We start from the raw sequence: 14462 nt of genomic DNA, 5'->3' as shown, positions 1-14462 counted from the left end.
CGCCCCGCCGCACTGTCCTCCGACGCGTGCGCCCGGCGGCCCCGCGTCCGGCGCCCCGTCCGATGCCCACGCGCCCAGCCCGTCCGGCGTGTTCGCCTCGGCCTCCCGGCCCGCGGTTCCGGCCCCTCAGGGGCGCGGGCGGGCAATATCAGGGACCGTCCAGGGTCGGAGAGGGTCCCGGCGGCCGGTCCGGCCCGTCACCATGGAGGCATGACCGCTCCCTCCGACGCCGCTCCCGGCGCCGCGCCCCCCGAAGCGCCGAAGCCGACGCTGCGGCGCACCCCGCGCCAGAAGGTCGTCGCCGGGGTGTGCGGCGGGCTGGGACGGTACTGCGACGTGGACCCGGTGATCTTCCGGATCGTGCTCGGCGTCCTGTCGGTGACCGGGGGGATCGGCCTGATCTTCTACGGATTCGCCTGGCTGCTGCTGCCCGCCGAGGGCGAGGACCAGAACGAGGCGCGCAAGCTGCTGTCGGGCCGGGTCGACGGGGCGGCGCTGGTGGCCCTGCTGCTGGCGCTGATCGGCTGCGGGCTCTTCCTCTCGATGCTGCACAACCGGGGCATGCTGTCGTTCGCCGCGCTGCTGGCGGTGGCCGTCGTCGGCTTCTTCGTGTGGACGCGGTCCCCCGGGTCGTCGGCGGCCGAGGACCCGGCGGCCCCGCCCGGAGCCCCTGCCGCCCCCGGCGGCCCCGCGCACACCGGGGGGCTCGGCGCCCCCCCGGAGGTGAAGGCTCCGCCGACACCGGGCAGTCCGTCGTGGTGGCGGGACCCCATCGTCAAGGACGGCACGACCGGGCCGGGGAGCTCGGGCTATCTGTGGGGTCCGCCGGACACGGACGCCGGGGCTGCGCACGCCGGACTGAAGGCGGGACGGCCCAGCCCCGACGCCCCCTTCCGGACGCCGCAGTCGTCGTCCGTTCCGCGCGGACCGCGCTCCATCGGCGGCCCGGTCTTCCTGGCGGCGCTGGTGGCGGCCGGTCTGGGCACCGGGCTGAGCTGGGACCGGCAGCCGCTGGGCACCGCCCTGCAGATCGGTCTGGCCGCCGCCCTCGCCGTCTTCGGGCTCGGTCTGCTGATCGCCTCGGTGCTGGGGCGGACCGGCTTCGGCACGGTCTTCATGGCGATGGTCACGGCAGGTCTGCTGGCGGGCGCTTCGGCGCTGCCGAAGGACATCGACACCTCGTGGGGCCGGCGGGACTGGCGGCCGACCTCGGTGAGCGCGGTGCGACAGCACTACGAGTTGAGCACGGGCGACGCGCGGCTGGACCTGTCCGGGTTGAAGGTCCCGAAGGGCGAGACCGTGCGTACCGGTCTCGATGTGGCGGCGGGCCGGGCGGCCGTGGTCGTCCCGGAGAACGTCACGGTGAAGGTCCGGACCGAGGCGCGTCTCGGGGAGGTCCGGCTGGAGGACGGGCCGCGGCTCCGGCTGCGGACCGGTGACGGCAGGGCGACCGACCGCACGCTGCCGCCGCCGCGCGGCGCACGACCGGCCGGAACGATCGAGCTGACGGTGGAAGTGGGCATCGGACAGGTGGAGGTCAGCCGTGCCGCGTCATGAGTTCCGGCCCGGCCGCGCGGTGGCGGGCCTGGTGATGCTGGGTCTGGCCGGTGGCTACGCGGCCGACGCCGCAGGGGCCTGGGACGCCCCGTGGACGTTCTTCCTGCCGCTGTTCCTCGGCGGGCTCTGGCTGGCCGCGGCGGTGACCTGGATCGCCTACAGGGTCCGGCGCCGGCGTGAGGCGAGGAAGGCGTCGGCGGAGAACACGGTCGCGCCCGCCAGCACCAGCGGCAGCCACGCCATCAGATAGGGCAGGTCGTTGCCGTAGTAGTACGGGGTGGCCTGCCAGCTCACCGTCAGCCAGAGGCTCAGCGAGATCAGCGCGCCGCCGGCCGCCGCCGTCCGGGCCCAGAGGCCGACGAGGGTGCCGAGACCGACGAGGAGTTCGCCGACCGCGATGGCGTAACCGAAACCCTCGGGGCTCTTGAGCGCCAGATCGACGAGGGCGGGGATCGCGGAGGAGTCCCGCACCCCGCGCATCAGCTCGCCGATGGACCCGGTGCCGTCCGCGGCCAGGAAGGCGCTGTCGGTGAGCTTGTCGAGCCCCGCGTAGACGAAGGTGACGCCGAGGAAGATCCGCAACGGCAGCAGGGCGTACGTCGCCGCCCGCTCCTTCAGCGTCCTGCGCTCACCCAGACCGTACGATCCGCCGCCGTAACCGTTCATCGCCACCGCCCTGCTTCCCGAAGTCCCGTCGTCCCGACCATACGTACGCCCTCCGGGGCATCGCTCACCAGGGGCCGGACACGATCGGCCCATGGGCACGACGAACGGAGGCCGGCCGGGGCAGGACGGGGCACGACCGCAGAAGCCGTCCGGCGGGCGGGCGGCCGCGACCGGGCGGCGGCCGCGGTCAGTCGGTGACGTCGATCGGGACGCGCTCCGTCTCCACCCCGGCGGCGGTGATGACCTGGACGTCCACGGTGCCCGGCTCGACCTCGACCGGAACGGGCACGGTGAGGACGGTGTCGGTCGGGTTGGCGAAACCTCCGGCGACCGGGACCAGCGGGACGTGGACGTGGACGGTCCCTATCCGGACGACGAGCCGGGCCAGCCGGTCGGGGGTGCCCGCGCCGGGCGGTACGAAGCCCGCGCCCCGGATCTCGATGTCGTCGCCGGTCCGGATCGGGGCGTCCAGGTCCCCGGCCTCCCGCGCCCGTACGACGGAGAGCACGACCGGCCGGCCGCCCTCCGCGTACTTCCCGGCGAAGTAGGTCGCCGCCGAGACCGCGACCAGCAGCGCGAGCCCCCACGGCAGATCCGGCACCTGCTCCGGGCGGCGGGCCAGGCGGACCGCGGCGAAGAGCACGGCGACGGCGCTGACCAGCACGTACTGCACATCGGTGAACGACCCGCGCCCGGAGTCGTCGGTGAGCAGGTCGGCGGCGCGGGGCCGGTCCGCGCGCAGCTTCTGGAGCCGGCGGCCCAGCACCCGTACGGTCACCACGCGGCGCACCACGACGGCGACCGCGCACACCAGCGCCAGCACGGCCACGACCCCGGCGGAGCGCACGAGGTCGAGGCCCTCGATCAACGCGTCCCGCTCGTCCGGGTCCGAGGCCCCGGCCAGTTGGAGGGCGAGGACGAGGACGGCGAAGACGACGAGCAGCACCCAGGCGGCGGCGACCGTCCGGGAGGTGGAGAGCCGGTTGTCCTCACCGATCAGCGGGGCGAGGAGGCCGCCCCGGCCGCGGTGGTGACGGGCGGCGGCGGTGAGCGGGACGGCCGTGAGCAGGGCGGCGAGGAGCGCGGCGGTGCGCGCGGTGGACCAGCCGGCCCCGACCGCGGTGACGCAGGTCCCGACGAGGAGCGCCCCGACCGCGCCCCAGACGGTGAACAGGGTGGCCCGCCACACCTGGTGGAGCCAGGCGTCCCCGGCCTCCCGCGCCCGCTCGGCGACGGTGCGGGCGGACCCGGTCAGCTCGTCGGAGACCCACTGCCGGGACGCGGAGGGCGACTGGGCGACCCCTGCGGGCAGCCCGTTGCCGGCCGCCAGCTCGTCGCGCTTGGCCAGGAACGCGGCGACCGCGCGCCGATGCCCGCGCCGCGCCCCGTGCGGGCAGTCGCCGCACGTACAGCCGCCACCGTGCGTGCCGTTCGCCTGTGCTTCGTCCAACGCCACGGAGGATTACGCCCTTTCCCGCCCCGTACAGCCAACTCACCTGCGATATCAGTGAATTGTGCCGTACCGGGCAGGTCGGCAGTGCATCGGGGCGGGCCGGGGGCGGGTGTCGTCAAAACGTTCGACTGATCCGCTGCCACAGGGGCTGGTAGTTGATCCAGGCCACCAGGTCGCTGCCGAGCTGGTCACGGGTGGTGAGGGCGTCCTGGTGCGAGATCAGCACGGGTTTCCCGGCGGCCCGCGCCAGCAGCTGCACCTGGCAGGCGCGCTCCAGGGTGAGGAACCACCAGGCTGCCGCGTCCACCGAGTCCCCGACGGTCAGCAGCCCGTGGTTCCGCAGGATCATCGCCTTGTGCGGCCCGAGCACGGCGGCGAGGCGACGCCCCTCCTCCTCGTCCACGATCACGCCCGTGTACGCGTCGTACAGCGCGTGGTCCTCGTAGAAGGCGCAGGACTCCTGGGTGATCGGCTCGATCGGCTCCCCCAGCGCGGCCAGCGCCCGGCCGTGCGTGGAGTGGGTGTGCGCGACGGCCACGGCGTCCGGGCGGGCCCGGTGCACCGCCGCGTGCACGGCGAACGCGGCCTGGTTGACGTGGAAACGGCCCCGGACCACCTGCCCGCCGCCGTTGACGAGGATCAGGTCCTGCGGCGCGATGTCGGCGAAGGGGGCGCCGAACGGGTTGACCCAGAAGCAGTCGGCCAGCTCGGGGTCGCGGACGGTGATGTGCCCGGAGACCCCGTCCTCGTACCCGAGCTGTCCGAACAGCCGCAGTGCGCCCGCCAGCCGCTCCCTGCGGTACGCGCGTTCCTCGTCCGGCGAGGCGTGCACGGGCGGCATCGTGAAGTGGAGCTGTTCGACGGGGATCGGGGCGGGGGCGGGCACGGCGACGTGCTCGGACATGGCGGCTCCTCGTCTTCACGGGACGTACGACCGGAAATTACCGCCGGGCGGGGGACGGTGAAAAGGGGCGCCGTCGCACGGGGTCAGGTGGAGAGCACCAGACGCCGTCGCACGGGGTCAGGTGGAGAGCACCAGATAGGCGAGGGTGAAGGAGGAGCGGTAGCCGCCGTAGTAGCCGGTGCGGCGGGCGTCCACCTCGGCCGTCACCTCGGCGTGCAGCGGGTGGTCCGGGTGCTCCAGGGCCCAGCGCTGGCCGCGTCCGATCGGGCCCTCGGACTCGAAGAGGTCCCATTCGCGTTCGTCCGCGACGGTGACCTGGAGCGCGCGCAGCCCGACGGACTCCGCCAGCCGGATCAGCTCCAGCAGCGAGCCGTAGTCCCCCGGCGCGGCCCCGAGGCCCGCCAGCGCGGCGGGGGTCGGCTCCCGCTGCCAGACGCCCTCTCCGAACAGCACCCGTCCGCCGGGCCGTACGGCGGCGGCGAGCGCGGCGAGCGCGTTCCCGGTCGACTCACGGGCCGTTTCGCCGGGCCAGGCGTGCGAGGAGCCGATGGAGACGGCGAGGTCGTAACCGCCCTCGGCCCACTCGGCGGCGGGCGTCTCGTGGAACCGCACCCGCTCGGCGAATCCCCGCTCCTGTGCGAGCCGCCGTCCGCGCGCCACGGCGGCCGGGTCGGTCTCGACGCCGTCCCCGGCGGACCCGGGCGCGGCCTCCACGAGCCGCATCAGCAGCTCGCCCCAGCCGGAGCCGAGATCGACGATCCGGCCGCCGGGGGCGGGGTCGCAGGCGGCGATCAGCCGCGCGGCGTGCTCCTCGGAGAGCGGGGTGTTCCAGACCAGGCGGTCGTTGCCGGCGGCGGACAGGAGGGCACGGACTTCTTCGGCGGACATGGTGCAGGAGCCTGGCACGGAGGCGGGGGCGGTGCCAGTGGATTAGGGACGGCCCCGGCGGTAGATGTCGCCGAGGTCCACATCGATCGGGAAGGGAACGGACAGACGCATCTTCTGGTGGTGGATGCCGGTGGGCGTGTCCGGCCTGATGCTCATCTCCCGGTCGACATCCAGATCCGCGGGGACGTGGGCGAGGAGGGCGGATTCCAGGAGCCACATGGCTCGCGTGGGGAACTTCCGCTGCGGACTCATGCGATACGCCGATGCCGCCGCTCAAACGAATGAGCGACGGCATCGGCGTTGACCCGAAGAGCCTCGGAGCGCAGGCGGAGGCGCTCAGGGCGCGGGAGGGGTCACTCCCACTCGATCGTCCCCGGCGGCTTGCTCGTCACGTCGAGCACGACGCGGTTGACGTCCGCGACCTCGTTGGTGATGCGGGTGGAGATCTTGGCCAGCGTCTCGTAGGGCAGGCGCGACCAGTCGGCCGTCATGGCGTCCTCGGAGGAGACCGGGCGCAGCACGATCGGGTGGCCGTAGGTGCGGCCGTCGCCCTGGACGCCGACCGAGCGGACGTCCGCGAGGAGGACCACCGGGCACTGCCAGATGTCGCGGTCCAGGCCGGCCGCCGTCAGCTCCTCGCGGGCGATGGCGTCGGCCTCGCGGAGCAGGTCCAGGCGCTCCTTGGTGACCTCGCCGACGATGCGGATGCCGAGGCCGGGTCCGGGGAACGGCTGGCGCTGGACGATCTCCTCGGGGAGGCCCAGCTCCTGGCCGACCATGCGGACCTCGTCCTTGAACAGCTGGCGCAGCGGCTCGACGAGCTGGAACTCGATGTCGTCGGGGAGACCGCCGACGTTGTGGTGGGACTTGATGTTGGCGGTGCCGGTGCCGCCACCGGACTCCACCACGTCCGGGTAGAGCGTGCCCTGGACGAGGAAGGCGACCTCGGGGCCCTCCTCCTGGAGGATCTCCAGCTGGGCCTGCTCGAAGACGCGGATGAACTCGCGGCCGATGATCTTCCGCTTCTGCTCCGGGTCGGAGACCCCGGCCAGGGCGTCGAGGAAGCGCTTCTCCGCGTCGACCACCTTCAGCTTCGCGCCGGTCGCGGCGACGAAGTCCTTCTCGACCTGCTCGGTCTCGCCCTTGCGCATCAGTCCGTGGTCGACGTAGACGCAGGTCAGCTGGGAGCCGATGGCCTTCTGGACGAGGGCCGCGGCGACCGCGGAGTCCACGCCGCCGGAGAGGCCGCAGATGGCGCGCTTGTCGCCGACCTGCTCGCGGATGAGGGCGACCTGCTCCTCGACCACGTTGGTGGTGGTCCAGTTCGGCTCGATGCCCGCGCCGCGGTAGAGGAAGTGCTCCAGGACCTGCTGGCCGTGGGTCGAGTGCATGACCTCCGGGTGGTACTGGACGCCGTACAGCTTCTTCTCGTCGTTCTCGAAGGCGGCGACCGGGACCACGTCGGTGGAGGCGGTGACCGTGAAACCCTCGGGCGCCGCCGAGCAGGCGTCGCCGTGCGACATCCACACCGGCTGCTCGGTGGGCGTGCCCTCGAAGAGCGTCGAGCCCGCCTTCGTGACGTGCAGCGGGGTACGGCCGTACTCGCGGGCCCCGTTGTCGTCGACCGTGCCGCCGAGCACGGTGGCCATCAGCTGGAAGCCGTAGCACATGCCGAAGACCGGGACGCCGGCCTCGAACAGCGAGCGGTCCAGGGACGGCGCGCCCTCCGCGTACACCGACGAGGGGCCGCCGGAGAGGATGATCGCGCGGGGGTTCCTGGCCAGCATCTCCGCCACCGGCATGGTGGACGGGACGATCTCGCTGTAGACCCGGGCCTCACGGACGCGGCGGGCGATGAGCTGGGCGTACTGCGCGCCGAAGTCGACGACGAGGACCACGTCGGCCGTGGCGTCGGGGGCGGCGGGGGGTGCTGCTGGCACGGGGCGGCCTTCCGGCGGTGGTGAAGGGGGGGGTCGGTTCCTCCGATTCTACCGGCCGCGCGTGAACCCTCCGCCGGACCGGTGGTCCCGTTCCACCGCCGCGCAGCCACCCTCCGCCGGACCGGCGGTCCCGCGCCCGGCCGGGGAGCGTCTCATGATGCGGGCCGCGTTTTGCCGGGCCCGGCGGCGCGGGGCCATACTGGGCCCCATGCGTCAGCACACGACCTTCGTCTTTACCTATGGCATCCGGCCCGCCGGCTGCCATGGTCGTGCTGCTTGAGCAACTGACGAGCACCCTTCCAGGCGCCCCGGGCCGACAGGTCCGGGGCGTTCTGCGTGTCCGGGCCCGTTCGCCCCGGAGGCCGCCGCCGACCGTCGGCCCACCGACCCACCGGGAGACACCTCATGAGCAGCAGCACCACCACCGCCGTCACCCCCGCCGAGCTGACCGGCGCCCACACCGACGAGGCCGCCGCCCTGATCGGAGGGGCGCGGGAGCGCATCGACGCCCTCGACGACCGGATCATCGGCCTCGTCCAGGAACGGATGGCCGTGTCGGCGGTGATCCAGGAGGCGCGGATCACCTCGGGCGGCCGCCGCGTCAACCTCTCGCGCGAGACCGCCGTGCTCGCGCACTACCGGGACGCGCTGGGCCGGCCGGGCACCGCGCTGGCGATGACGCTCCTGGAGCTGTGCCGCGGCCGGGTGTGAGGGCCTGTCCCGCGTTCCTCCCGCACCGGGACCCCCGCGCGGCCTCGTGCGGGCCCCCGCCGGGCCTCACCCCAGGGGCCCGGCGGGGCTCTCGCCGGGCGCTCGCCGGGCCCCTCCGGGGGGAACGGTTCTCCGCTTGGCGGGCGGGGGGCGTAACTGCGTTCGGGAGCCATCTCACCCGTACGGCGCGTGACCGGGAGCGCGGTGCCTTCGTTGTTCCCGGTGTCCGTGCCAACCAGGGGCGGCGTCGATAGGAAGAACCACGCGTGGCTCCGCCGGGACGTGTGACGTACTGCAGGTGCGTCGTGGGACCACATCCCGGCGTATGTGACCGGTCCGCAGGGGACAGCAGCCCGGTCACCCCCTGTGCGGCCGATTCCGGGGACGCCCGGGATCGGCCGCATCGGAACGTCTCCGGGCGGAGGTCCGCTCCCTCCTCCGCCACCGCCCTCGGGGCCCGCCGCCGGCCCCTGCCTCCGCCGCTCTTCCGGTCCGGAGTCGGCCGAGGCTCCGGTCCGCCCCCCCCTTCCGGTCCCTCCCTTTCCGGTCCGATGCGGGCCGATACGGGCCGATGCTCGCGGGCATCCCCGGACGCAGCGGACTGTCAGGCGTGCCGGCCGGCTCGTCGTCGTGCCGCCGCCACCAGCGTCAGGCCCGTCACCAGCGACACCGCCGCCGCACCCGAGACGGTCAGGGCGACCGATCCCGTCGAGGCGAGGCCGCCCCCGGTGCCGGAGCCGCCCGCCGCGCTGCCGCCCGAGGTGCTGGACGTCGGGGGTCCGGAGGCCGTGGGCGGGCCCCCGCCCGGGCTCGGGGCCGGCGGAGTGGACGGACCGCCCGGTCCGCCGCCGCCCGTGCCGCCGGAGCCGGAGCCGCCGCCCTCGGGGTTGAGAACGAGCCTCGCGGTGTTGTTCGCGGGGGCCGGGTCGAACGGAAGCGCCGGATTCCCCGGCGAGGCGCCCCGGACGGTGATCTCGCCCTCCGCCCCGGCCAGGACCTCGTCGATCCGCAGCTCGAACGACAGGTCCAGGCCCTCGCCGTCGCGCACGGTCGTCGAGGTCGGGCAGAGGTAGCGCGGCGCGGGGCCCGTCCGGTCCTCGCGGTACCCGCCGTCCGCCGTCACCGCGCGGCAGCGGTCCGGCTTCGCCACGACCGACGCGCCGCGGGGCACCGTGACGTCGACGACGGCGACGTTCTCGCCGGAGCGGAGGCGGCCGATCCACGCCGGGCCCTCGTTGCGGAACCCGAGGGCGGCCGTGACGGTGGAGCCGCGCGCCCCGGACACCCGGTCGCCGTACGCGGCGAAGTCGGCCGTGTTCTCCGTACGGAAGTCGGCCTCGCGCTGGTTGTCGTGCGGGGTGAGGTCGGTGTTCCGGACGGCCGCGCGCTTCTTCGCGTCCCGCACCGGGACCGCCTTCAGCACGTCGCCGTCACCGTGTTCCCCGTGGGCTGCGGGACCGGCGGCGGCGCCCTCCTCGACGCGGTAGAGAAAGGTGTCGTGGAAGGCGCGGTCGGTGGCTTCGATGGTCAGCGGGGTCGCCAGGGTGTACGTCGCACCCGCCTCGAACGCGCCCTCCACGGAGCAGCGCGCCGTGGTCCAGCCGAAGTCCGGCAGGTCCGGGTCGTCCTCGGAGTAGCGGCAGTTGGCGTAGCGCTGCGGAATGTCCAGGCCGCGGGTGTACCGCAGGGTGAGCAGCACGCCGTCGGCGTCCCTGGTGCCGCGGTTGGCGAAGGTGATCGGCGCCTGCTGGCGGTCGCCCGGCGTCAGCTCCGTACGGAACGGCAGCTCCTCCATCACGAGGTCGGGGCCGCCGACCGTGACCCGTGTGGTGAACGGTGTGAAGGCGGCGCCCTCCGCCTCGCCGGTCACCGTGATCGTGCCGCTGTCACCGGCCTCGCTGCCGGTGGCGGCCGTGACGAGGAGGTCGGCGGCGGGCTGCGCCCCCGGCCGGACGCCCCGGCCCGCGCAGACCGCCGTCGCCCCGGTGACCTCGCACTCCGGTCCCGTACCGCCGGCGAACGCCACCTCGGCGACACCCGCGACACCGCTGAGGTCGAAGGTGAGCGTGAACGCCCCCTCGAAGCCGCTCCCCTCCCCGGTGGACGGGTCGTCGAGGGTGATCCCGACCGTGGACGGCTCCGGCCGGCCGTCGGCGCGATAGGGGTGCAGGCCGGTCTCCGGGGGGCCGCCGAGCGTGAACACCGGGAGGCCGGCGGCGTGCGCGGGAGCCGTCGCCCCGGCGAACGGGGCCACGGCCAGCAGGCCTGCGGCGGCGAGGGAGCCCGCCGCGCGGTGCAGCGCGGCCCTCGGGGACAGACGTGTCATCGAAACCTCTGGTACTCGGCGGGGACCTGCTGCCGGGCAGCGGCTGTGCGGCAGCCGCGGTGACGACGGCAGGGGACGCGGTACGGGTTCGACCGCGAGGCTCCCCGAACGGTTGCCCGGAGGAAGATCACGGATCGGGCACGGACCACGGACCGGGGACGGGGTCCTGCCCCGGCCCCCGGCCGGGCACGCGCCTGCGACCGGCCGGGCTCACGGATTGGGCACGGGGGTGTTCCCGACGCCCTTCACGTCCTTCCCGGCCTCCGCCGTCCCCTTCGGCGGCACCACCGGGATGCCCAGGAACGGCAGCTTCAGCGCACCGAACGCCTCCTTCGGTACGACGGGCGTACGCGGGGCGACGGGGGCGAGCCGCTCGTACGCCTCCCCCTGCTCCGGGCGCGGGTCCGCCTCGCCCTTGTTGGGCCAGAGGGACATCGCGCGCTCGGCCTGGGCGGTGATCGTCAGCGAGGGGTTGACGCCGAGGTTGGCGGAGATGGCGGAGCCGTCGACCACGCTGATGCCGGGGTGGCCGTAGAGGCGGTGGTACGGGTCGATGACGCCCTCCTCCGCGCTCGCGCCGATCGGGCAGCCGCCGAGGAAGTGGGCGGTGAGCGGGGTGCCCATCAGCTCACCGATGTTGGACCCGGCGAAGCCGTTGATCTCCTCGGCGAGCAGGGTGGCGCTGCGGGTGGCGTCCGGGATCTGGACCGGGTTGGGCGCGCCGTGGCCCTGGCGGGCGGTGAGCAGGCCCTTCCCGATGCCGCCCGGTTTGCGGTACGTGGTCAGGGAGTTGTCGAGCGACTGCATGACGAGCCCGATGATGGTGCGCTCGGACCAGCGGCGGTTGGAGAGCGAACGGACCGCGAGGGTGGGGTGCTTGGCCATGTTGCCGAGCCAGCCGAGGACCCGGCGGCCGCCGTAGGGCACCTGGAGGATCGTCAGCGAGCCCATGGCGTTGGAGCCCTTGCCGTAGCGGACGGGTTCGATGTGGGTGTTCTCGTCGGGGTGGATCGAGGAGGTGATCGCTACGCCACGGGTGAAGTCCGCCTTGGCGATGCCGTGCTTCTTGCGGTACCGGCGGTCGCTGGTCTGCGCGCCCACCAGGCCCTCGGAGTTGGTCCGGGTCAGCTCGCCGAGCTTCGCGGAGATCCCGGGCAGCAGTCCCCGGTCCTTCATGGTGTGCAGCAGGGTCTGGGTGCCGTACGTTCCGGCGGCGATGACGACCTTGCGGGCGCGCAGCTTGGTGGGCCTGGCCCTGCGGCGGCGGTCGGTGGGGACGGTCAGGACGCGGTAGCCGCCCCGCGCGTCGTCGGTGACCGCGACGACGGAGGTCATCGGGTGGATGACCGCTCCGGCCTGCTCCGCGAGGTGGAGGTAGTTCTCGTTCAGCGTGTTCTTCGCACCGTGGCGGCAGCCCGTCATGCACTCGCCGCACTCGGTGCAGGCCGTGCGGTCGGGGCCCGCGCCGCCGAAGTACGGGTCGGGGACGGTGTCGCCGGCCTTGGCCTTCGCGGTTCCGTCGGCGTCCTTGCCGTCACCGAAGAAGACGCCGACCGGGGTCAGGTGGAAGGTGTCCCCGACGCCCATGGTCTCCGCGACGGCCTTGAGGTGGACGTCGGAGGGGGTCACCGTCGGGTTGAGGCGGACCCCCAGCATCCGGCGGGCCTGGTCGTAGTACGGCTTGAGCTCGTCCTGCCAGTCGGTGATCGAGGCCCACTGGCGGTCCTCGAAGAACGGGGCGGGCGGCACGTACAGGGTGTTGGCGTAGTTGAGCGATCCGCCGCCGACGCCGGCCCCGGCGAGCACCATGACGTTGCCGAGGAGGTGGATGCGCTGGAGGCCGAAGAGGCCGAGGGCGGGGGCCCAGAGGTAGTTCTTGATGTCCCAGGAGTTCTTGGGGAGCGTGTCGCGGGTGAAGCGGCGGCCCGCCTCCAGGACGCCGACGCGGTAGCCCTTCTCGGTCAGCCGGAGGGCCGTCACCGCGCCGCCGAAGCCCGAACCGACGACCAGCACGTCGTAGTCGTACGCGGCGTCGTCGTCGGCCGGGACATGGATCACGGCCTGCTTCTGGGCAGGGCTGACCTGGGACATGGCACTCCTCGGAACGGAATCGGTACGAAAAGGGCGGACGGTGCGGCGGCCGGGGGCGGGCCCGGCACCCCGGGAAGGGCCGGCCGGGGCTCGCCACGACGCCGGGAAGCGGCCGGGGCCGCCGCGCCCCCGGAGGCGCGGCGGGCTCCGGGATCAGCGCAGTCGGAACGCCTTCATCGCCTTGAGGCTGCGGGTCATGAACGCGGCGTACTTCTCGTCGTCCATCCCGAAGGCGGGCGCGAGCGGGATCAGCCGCTGCTGGGCGACGGTCTGGGCCTCGGTGTACTTGAGGATGCCCTCGGAGCCGTGCCGCCTGCCGAGGCCGGAGTCCTTCATGCCGCCCATCGGGGACTGGACGCTGCCGTAGGCGGGGGCGTACCCCTCGTTGATGTTGACGGTGCCGGTGCGCAGCCGGGCGGCGACCTCGTGGCCGCGCCGGGAGTCGGTGGTCCAGACGCTGGAGTTGAGTCCGTACGGGGTGGCGTTGGCCAGCTCGATCACCTCGTCCTCGTCGCTGAAGCGGTAGATCGAGACGACCGGCCCGAAGGTCTCCTCGGTGCAGACGGCCATCGGGGCCTCCACCCCGTCGAGGATGGTGGGCTCGTAGAACAGCGGGCCGATGTCGGGGCGGGCGACGCCGCCGGCGACGAGGGTCGCGCCCTTCTCGACGGCCTCCTCGACATGCCGGGCGACCGTCTCCAGCTGGCGTTCGCCGACGAGCGAGCCCATGTCGGCCCCGTACGCGAGGGAGCTGCCGAGCCGCATGGCGCGGGTCCGGGCGGCGAACCGGCGTACGAAGTCGTCGGCGACCGACTCGTGGACGTACAGCCGCTCGATGGAGATGCAGAGCTGTCCGGCGGAGGAGAAGCAGGCGCGGACGGCCCCGGCGGCGGCCTTCTCCACGTCGGCGTCCTCCAGGACGAGCATGGCGTTCTTGCCGCCGAGCTCCAGGGAGACGCCGACCAGCCGGGAGGCGGCGCCGACGGCGACCTCGCGGCCGGTACGGGTGGAGCCGGTGAAGGATACGTAGTCGGCGCGGCTGACGACCTCGGGGCCGACGACCGGACCCTCGCCGAGGACGATCTGGAAGACCTCGGCGGGCAGCCCGGCCTCGATCAGCAGGTCACGGGCCCACAGGGCGGTGAGCGCGGTCTCCGTGTCCGGCTTCATCACGACGGCGTTGCCGGAGACGAACGCGGGCAGCGCGTCGCCCACGGACAGCTCCAGCGGGTAGTTCCAGGGGGCGATCTGGCCGACGACCCCGCGCGGCTGGCGCAGTTCGGTGACCTTGGTGAGGGTCGGGACGACACCCGTGTGGCGGCGGGGCTTGAGGTAGGCGGCGGCCCTGCGCCCGTAGTGGCGGGCGGCGACGGCGACGGCCTGCACCTCCTCGTGGGCGTGCAGGCGGGCCTTGCCGGTCTCCAGCTGGATGAGGTCGAGTACCTCGGACTGGCGGCTGAGGACGAGGTCGTGGAAGCGCAGAAGGATCGCGGCCCGCTGCCGCACGGGGACGGCGGCCCAGACGGGCTGGGCGGCACGGGCCCGGTCGAAGGCGGTGGCGACGTCCTCGGGGGTGGACTCGGGCAGGTCGGCCAGCTTCTCCCCGGTGAACGGGGTGTGGTTGGCCGTACGGCCCGACCCGACGACACCGCGGGTCAGCTGGGCGATCACCTCGGGGGTGACCACGTCGGCGGCCGTGCGCACGCCGGCGGGGGCGACCGCCACGGGGTTCGTACCGAGAGGGGCGTCAGGGGCCTGCGAGTCCGTCATGAGGCCGAGAGTATGTCCAGCCGGAGCCTTTGGGTACCCGTGGGTAACAGTTTTTCACAGGACCCGCCACCGCCGCCCGACACCCCTCTCGACCGAGCCAGTGATCGCTGGCGACATAACCGCTGATCAGTGGCGTCGCGCGCCGACCGCCGGGCA

Annotated in this window: 12 protein-coding genes; 3 read left to right on the top strand and 9 right to left on the bottom strand. The window is 73.8% G+C overall.

What is annotated here, in order from left to right; translation table 11 throughout:
- Window positions 1-210: 210 nt before the first annotated feature.
- Both QFZ71_RS18845 and QFZ71_RS18840 read left to right on the top strand, forming a co-directional pair.
- On the top strand, window positions 211-1557 hold the full coding sequence (locus tag QFZ71_RS18845; protein ID WP_307669349.1) for a PspC domain-containing protein: 1347 nt from the start codon (window positions 211-213) through the stop codon (window positions 1555-1557).
- Window positions 1544-1807, top strand: coding sequence for a hypothetical protein (locus tag QFZ71_RS18840; protein ID WP_307669348.1), 264 nt, complete (start codon window positions 1544-1546; stop codon window positions 1805-1807). Before QFZ71_RS18845 ends, QFZ71_RS18840 begins: the two co-directional genes overlap by 14 nt.
- Here QFZ71_RS18840 and QFZ71_RS18835 read toward each other — a convergent pair.
- The 6 genes from QFZ71_RS18835 to guaA all read right to left on the bottom strand — a co-directional run bounded on the left by QFZ71_RS18835 (window position 1714) and on the right by guaA (window position 7408).
- Entirely contained in the window at window positions 1714-2223 is a 510-nt protein-coding gene (locus QFZ71_RS18835) for a DoxX family protein (protein WP_307669347.1), read from the bottom strand. The genes QFZ71_RS18840 and QFZ71_RS18835 overlap by 94 nt on opposite strands.
- Window positions 2224-2410: 187 nt before the next feature.
- Window positions 2411-3679 (bottom strand): hypothetical protein, encoded by a 1269-nt coding sequence (locus tag QFZ71_RS18830; RefSeq protein WP_307669346.1) that lies wholly within the window; start codon window positions 3677-3679, stop codon window positions 2411-2413.
- Window positions 3680-3791: 112 nt separating this feature from the next.
- A complete protein-coding gene (locus QFZ71_RS18825) occupies window positions 3792-4580 on the bottom strand; it encodes a class II aldolase/adducin family protein (protein ID WP_307669345.1) in 789 nt (262 codons plus the stop codon).
- A gap of 117 nt (window positions 4581-4697) precedes the next feature.
- Window positions 4698-5468: a cyclopropane-fatty-acyl-phospholipid synthase family protein gene (locus QFZ71_RS18820; protein WP_307669344.1), complete on the bottom strand. Its 771-nt coding sequence runs from the start codon at window positions 5466-5468 to the stop codon at window positions 4698-4700.
- A gap of 42 nt (window positions 5469-5510) precedes the next feature.
- Window positions 5511-5720 (bottom strand): hypothetical protein, encoded by a 210-nt coding sequence (locus QFZ71_RS18815; protein WP_307669343.1) that lies wholly within the window; start codon window positions 5718-5720, stop codon window positions 5511-5513.
- Between the two features lie 101 nt (window positions 5721-5821).
- Complete coding sequence (guaA, locus tag QFZ71_RS18810) at window positions 5822-7408, bottom strand: glutamine-hydrolyzing GMP synthase (protein ID WP_307669342.1); 1587 nt, start codon at window positions 7406-7408, stop codon at window positions 5822-5824.
- A gap of 405 nt (window positions 7409-7813) precedes the next feature.
- Between guaA and QFZ71_RS18805 the strand changes: the two genes are divergently transcribed.
- Window positions 7814-8119 carry a chorismate mutase gene (locus tag QFZ71_RS18805; protein ID WP_307669341.1) on the top strand — a complete coding sequence of 102 codons (306 nt, stop codon included), beginning with the start codon at window positions 7814-7816 and terminating at the stop codon, window positions 8117-8119.
- Between the two features lie 604 nt (window positions 8120-8723).
- Here the strand turns inward: QFZ71_RS18805 and QFZ71_RS18800 are convergent.
- The 3 genes from QFZ71_RS18800 to QFZ71_RS18790 all read right to left on the bottom strand — a co-directional run bounded on the left by QFZ71_RS18800 (window position 8724) and on the right by QFZ71_RS18790 (window position 14306).
- A complete protein-coding gene (locus tag QFZ71_RS18800) occupies window positions 8724-10445 on the bottom strand; it encodes a peptidase (protein ID WP_307669340.1) in 1722 nt (573 codons plus the stop codon).
- 210 nt (window positions 10446-10655) lie between these two features.
- Window positions 10656-12536 (bottom strand): GMC family oxidoreductase, encoded by a 1881-nt coding sequence (locus tag QFZ71_RS18795; protein ID WP_307669339.1) that lies wholly within the window; start codon window positions 12534-12536, stop codon window positions 10656-10658.
- Window positions 12537-12689: 153 nt separating this feature from the next.
- Window positions 12690-14306 (bottom strand): succinic semialdehyde dehydrogenase, encoded by a 1617-nt coding sequence (locus QFZ71_RS18790; RefSeq protein ID WP_307669338.1) that lies wholly within the window; start codon window positions 14304-14306, stop codon window positions 12690-12692.
- Window positions 14307-14462 lie beyond the last annotated feature (156 nt).

Source organism: Streptomyces sp. V2I9, assembly GCF_030817475.1.
GTDB lineage: Bacteria > Actinomycetota > Actinomycetes > Streptomycetales > Streptomycetaceae > Streptomyces.
The sequence above is the reverse complement of the archived record's forward strand: the minus strand, read 5'-3'. Positions and strand labels throughout refer to the sequence as shown.

Excerpts from the sequence above, each read along its gene's own strand:
- QFZ71_RS18845 (WP_307669349.1), top strand. The coding sequence starts at position 211 with ATGACCGCTCCCTCCGACGCCGCTCCCGGCGCCGCGCCCCCCGAAGCG.
- QFZ71_RS18835 (WP_307669347.1), bottom strand. The coding sequence starts at position 2,223 with ATGAACGGTTACGGCGGCGGATCGTACGGTCTGGGTGAGCGCAGGACG.
- QFZ71_RS18825 (WP_307669345.1), bottom strand. The coding sequence starts at position 4,580 with ATGTCCGAGCACGTCGCCGTGCCCGCCCCCGCCCCGATCCCCGTCGAA.
- QFZ71_RS18820 (WP_307669344.1), bottom strand. The coding sequence starts at position 5,468 with ATGTCCGCCGAAGAAGTCCGTGCCCTCCTGTCCGCCGCCGGCAACGAC.
- QFZ71_RS18815 (WP_307669343.1), bottom strand. The coding sequence starts at position 5,720 with ATGAGTCCGCAGCGGAAGTTCCCCACGCGAGCCATGTGGCTCCTGGAA.
- QFZ71_RS18805 (WP_307669341.1), top strand. The coding sequence starts at position 7,814 with ATGAGCAGCAGCACCACCACCGCCGTCACCCCCGCCGAGCTGACCGGC.
- QFZ71_RS18800 (WP_307669340.1), bottom strand. The coding sequence starts at position 10,445 with ATGACACGTCTGTCCCCGAGGGCCGCGCTGCACCGCGCGGCGGGCTCC.
- QFZ71_RS18795 (WP_307669339.1), bottom strand. The coding sequence starts at position 12,536 with ATGTCCCAGGTCAGCCCTGCCCAGAAGCAGGCCGTGATCCATGTCCCG.
- QFZ71_RS18790 (WP_307669338.1), bottom strand. The coding sequence starts at position 14,306 with ATGACGGACTCGCAGGCCCCTGACGCCCCTCTCGGTACGAACCCCGTG.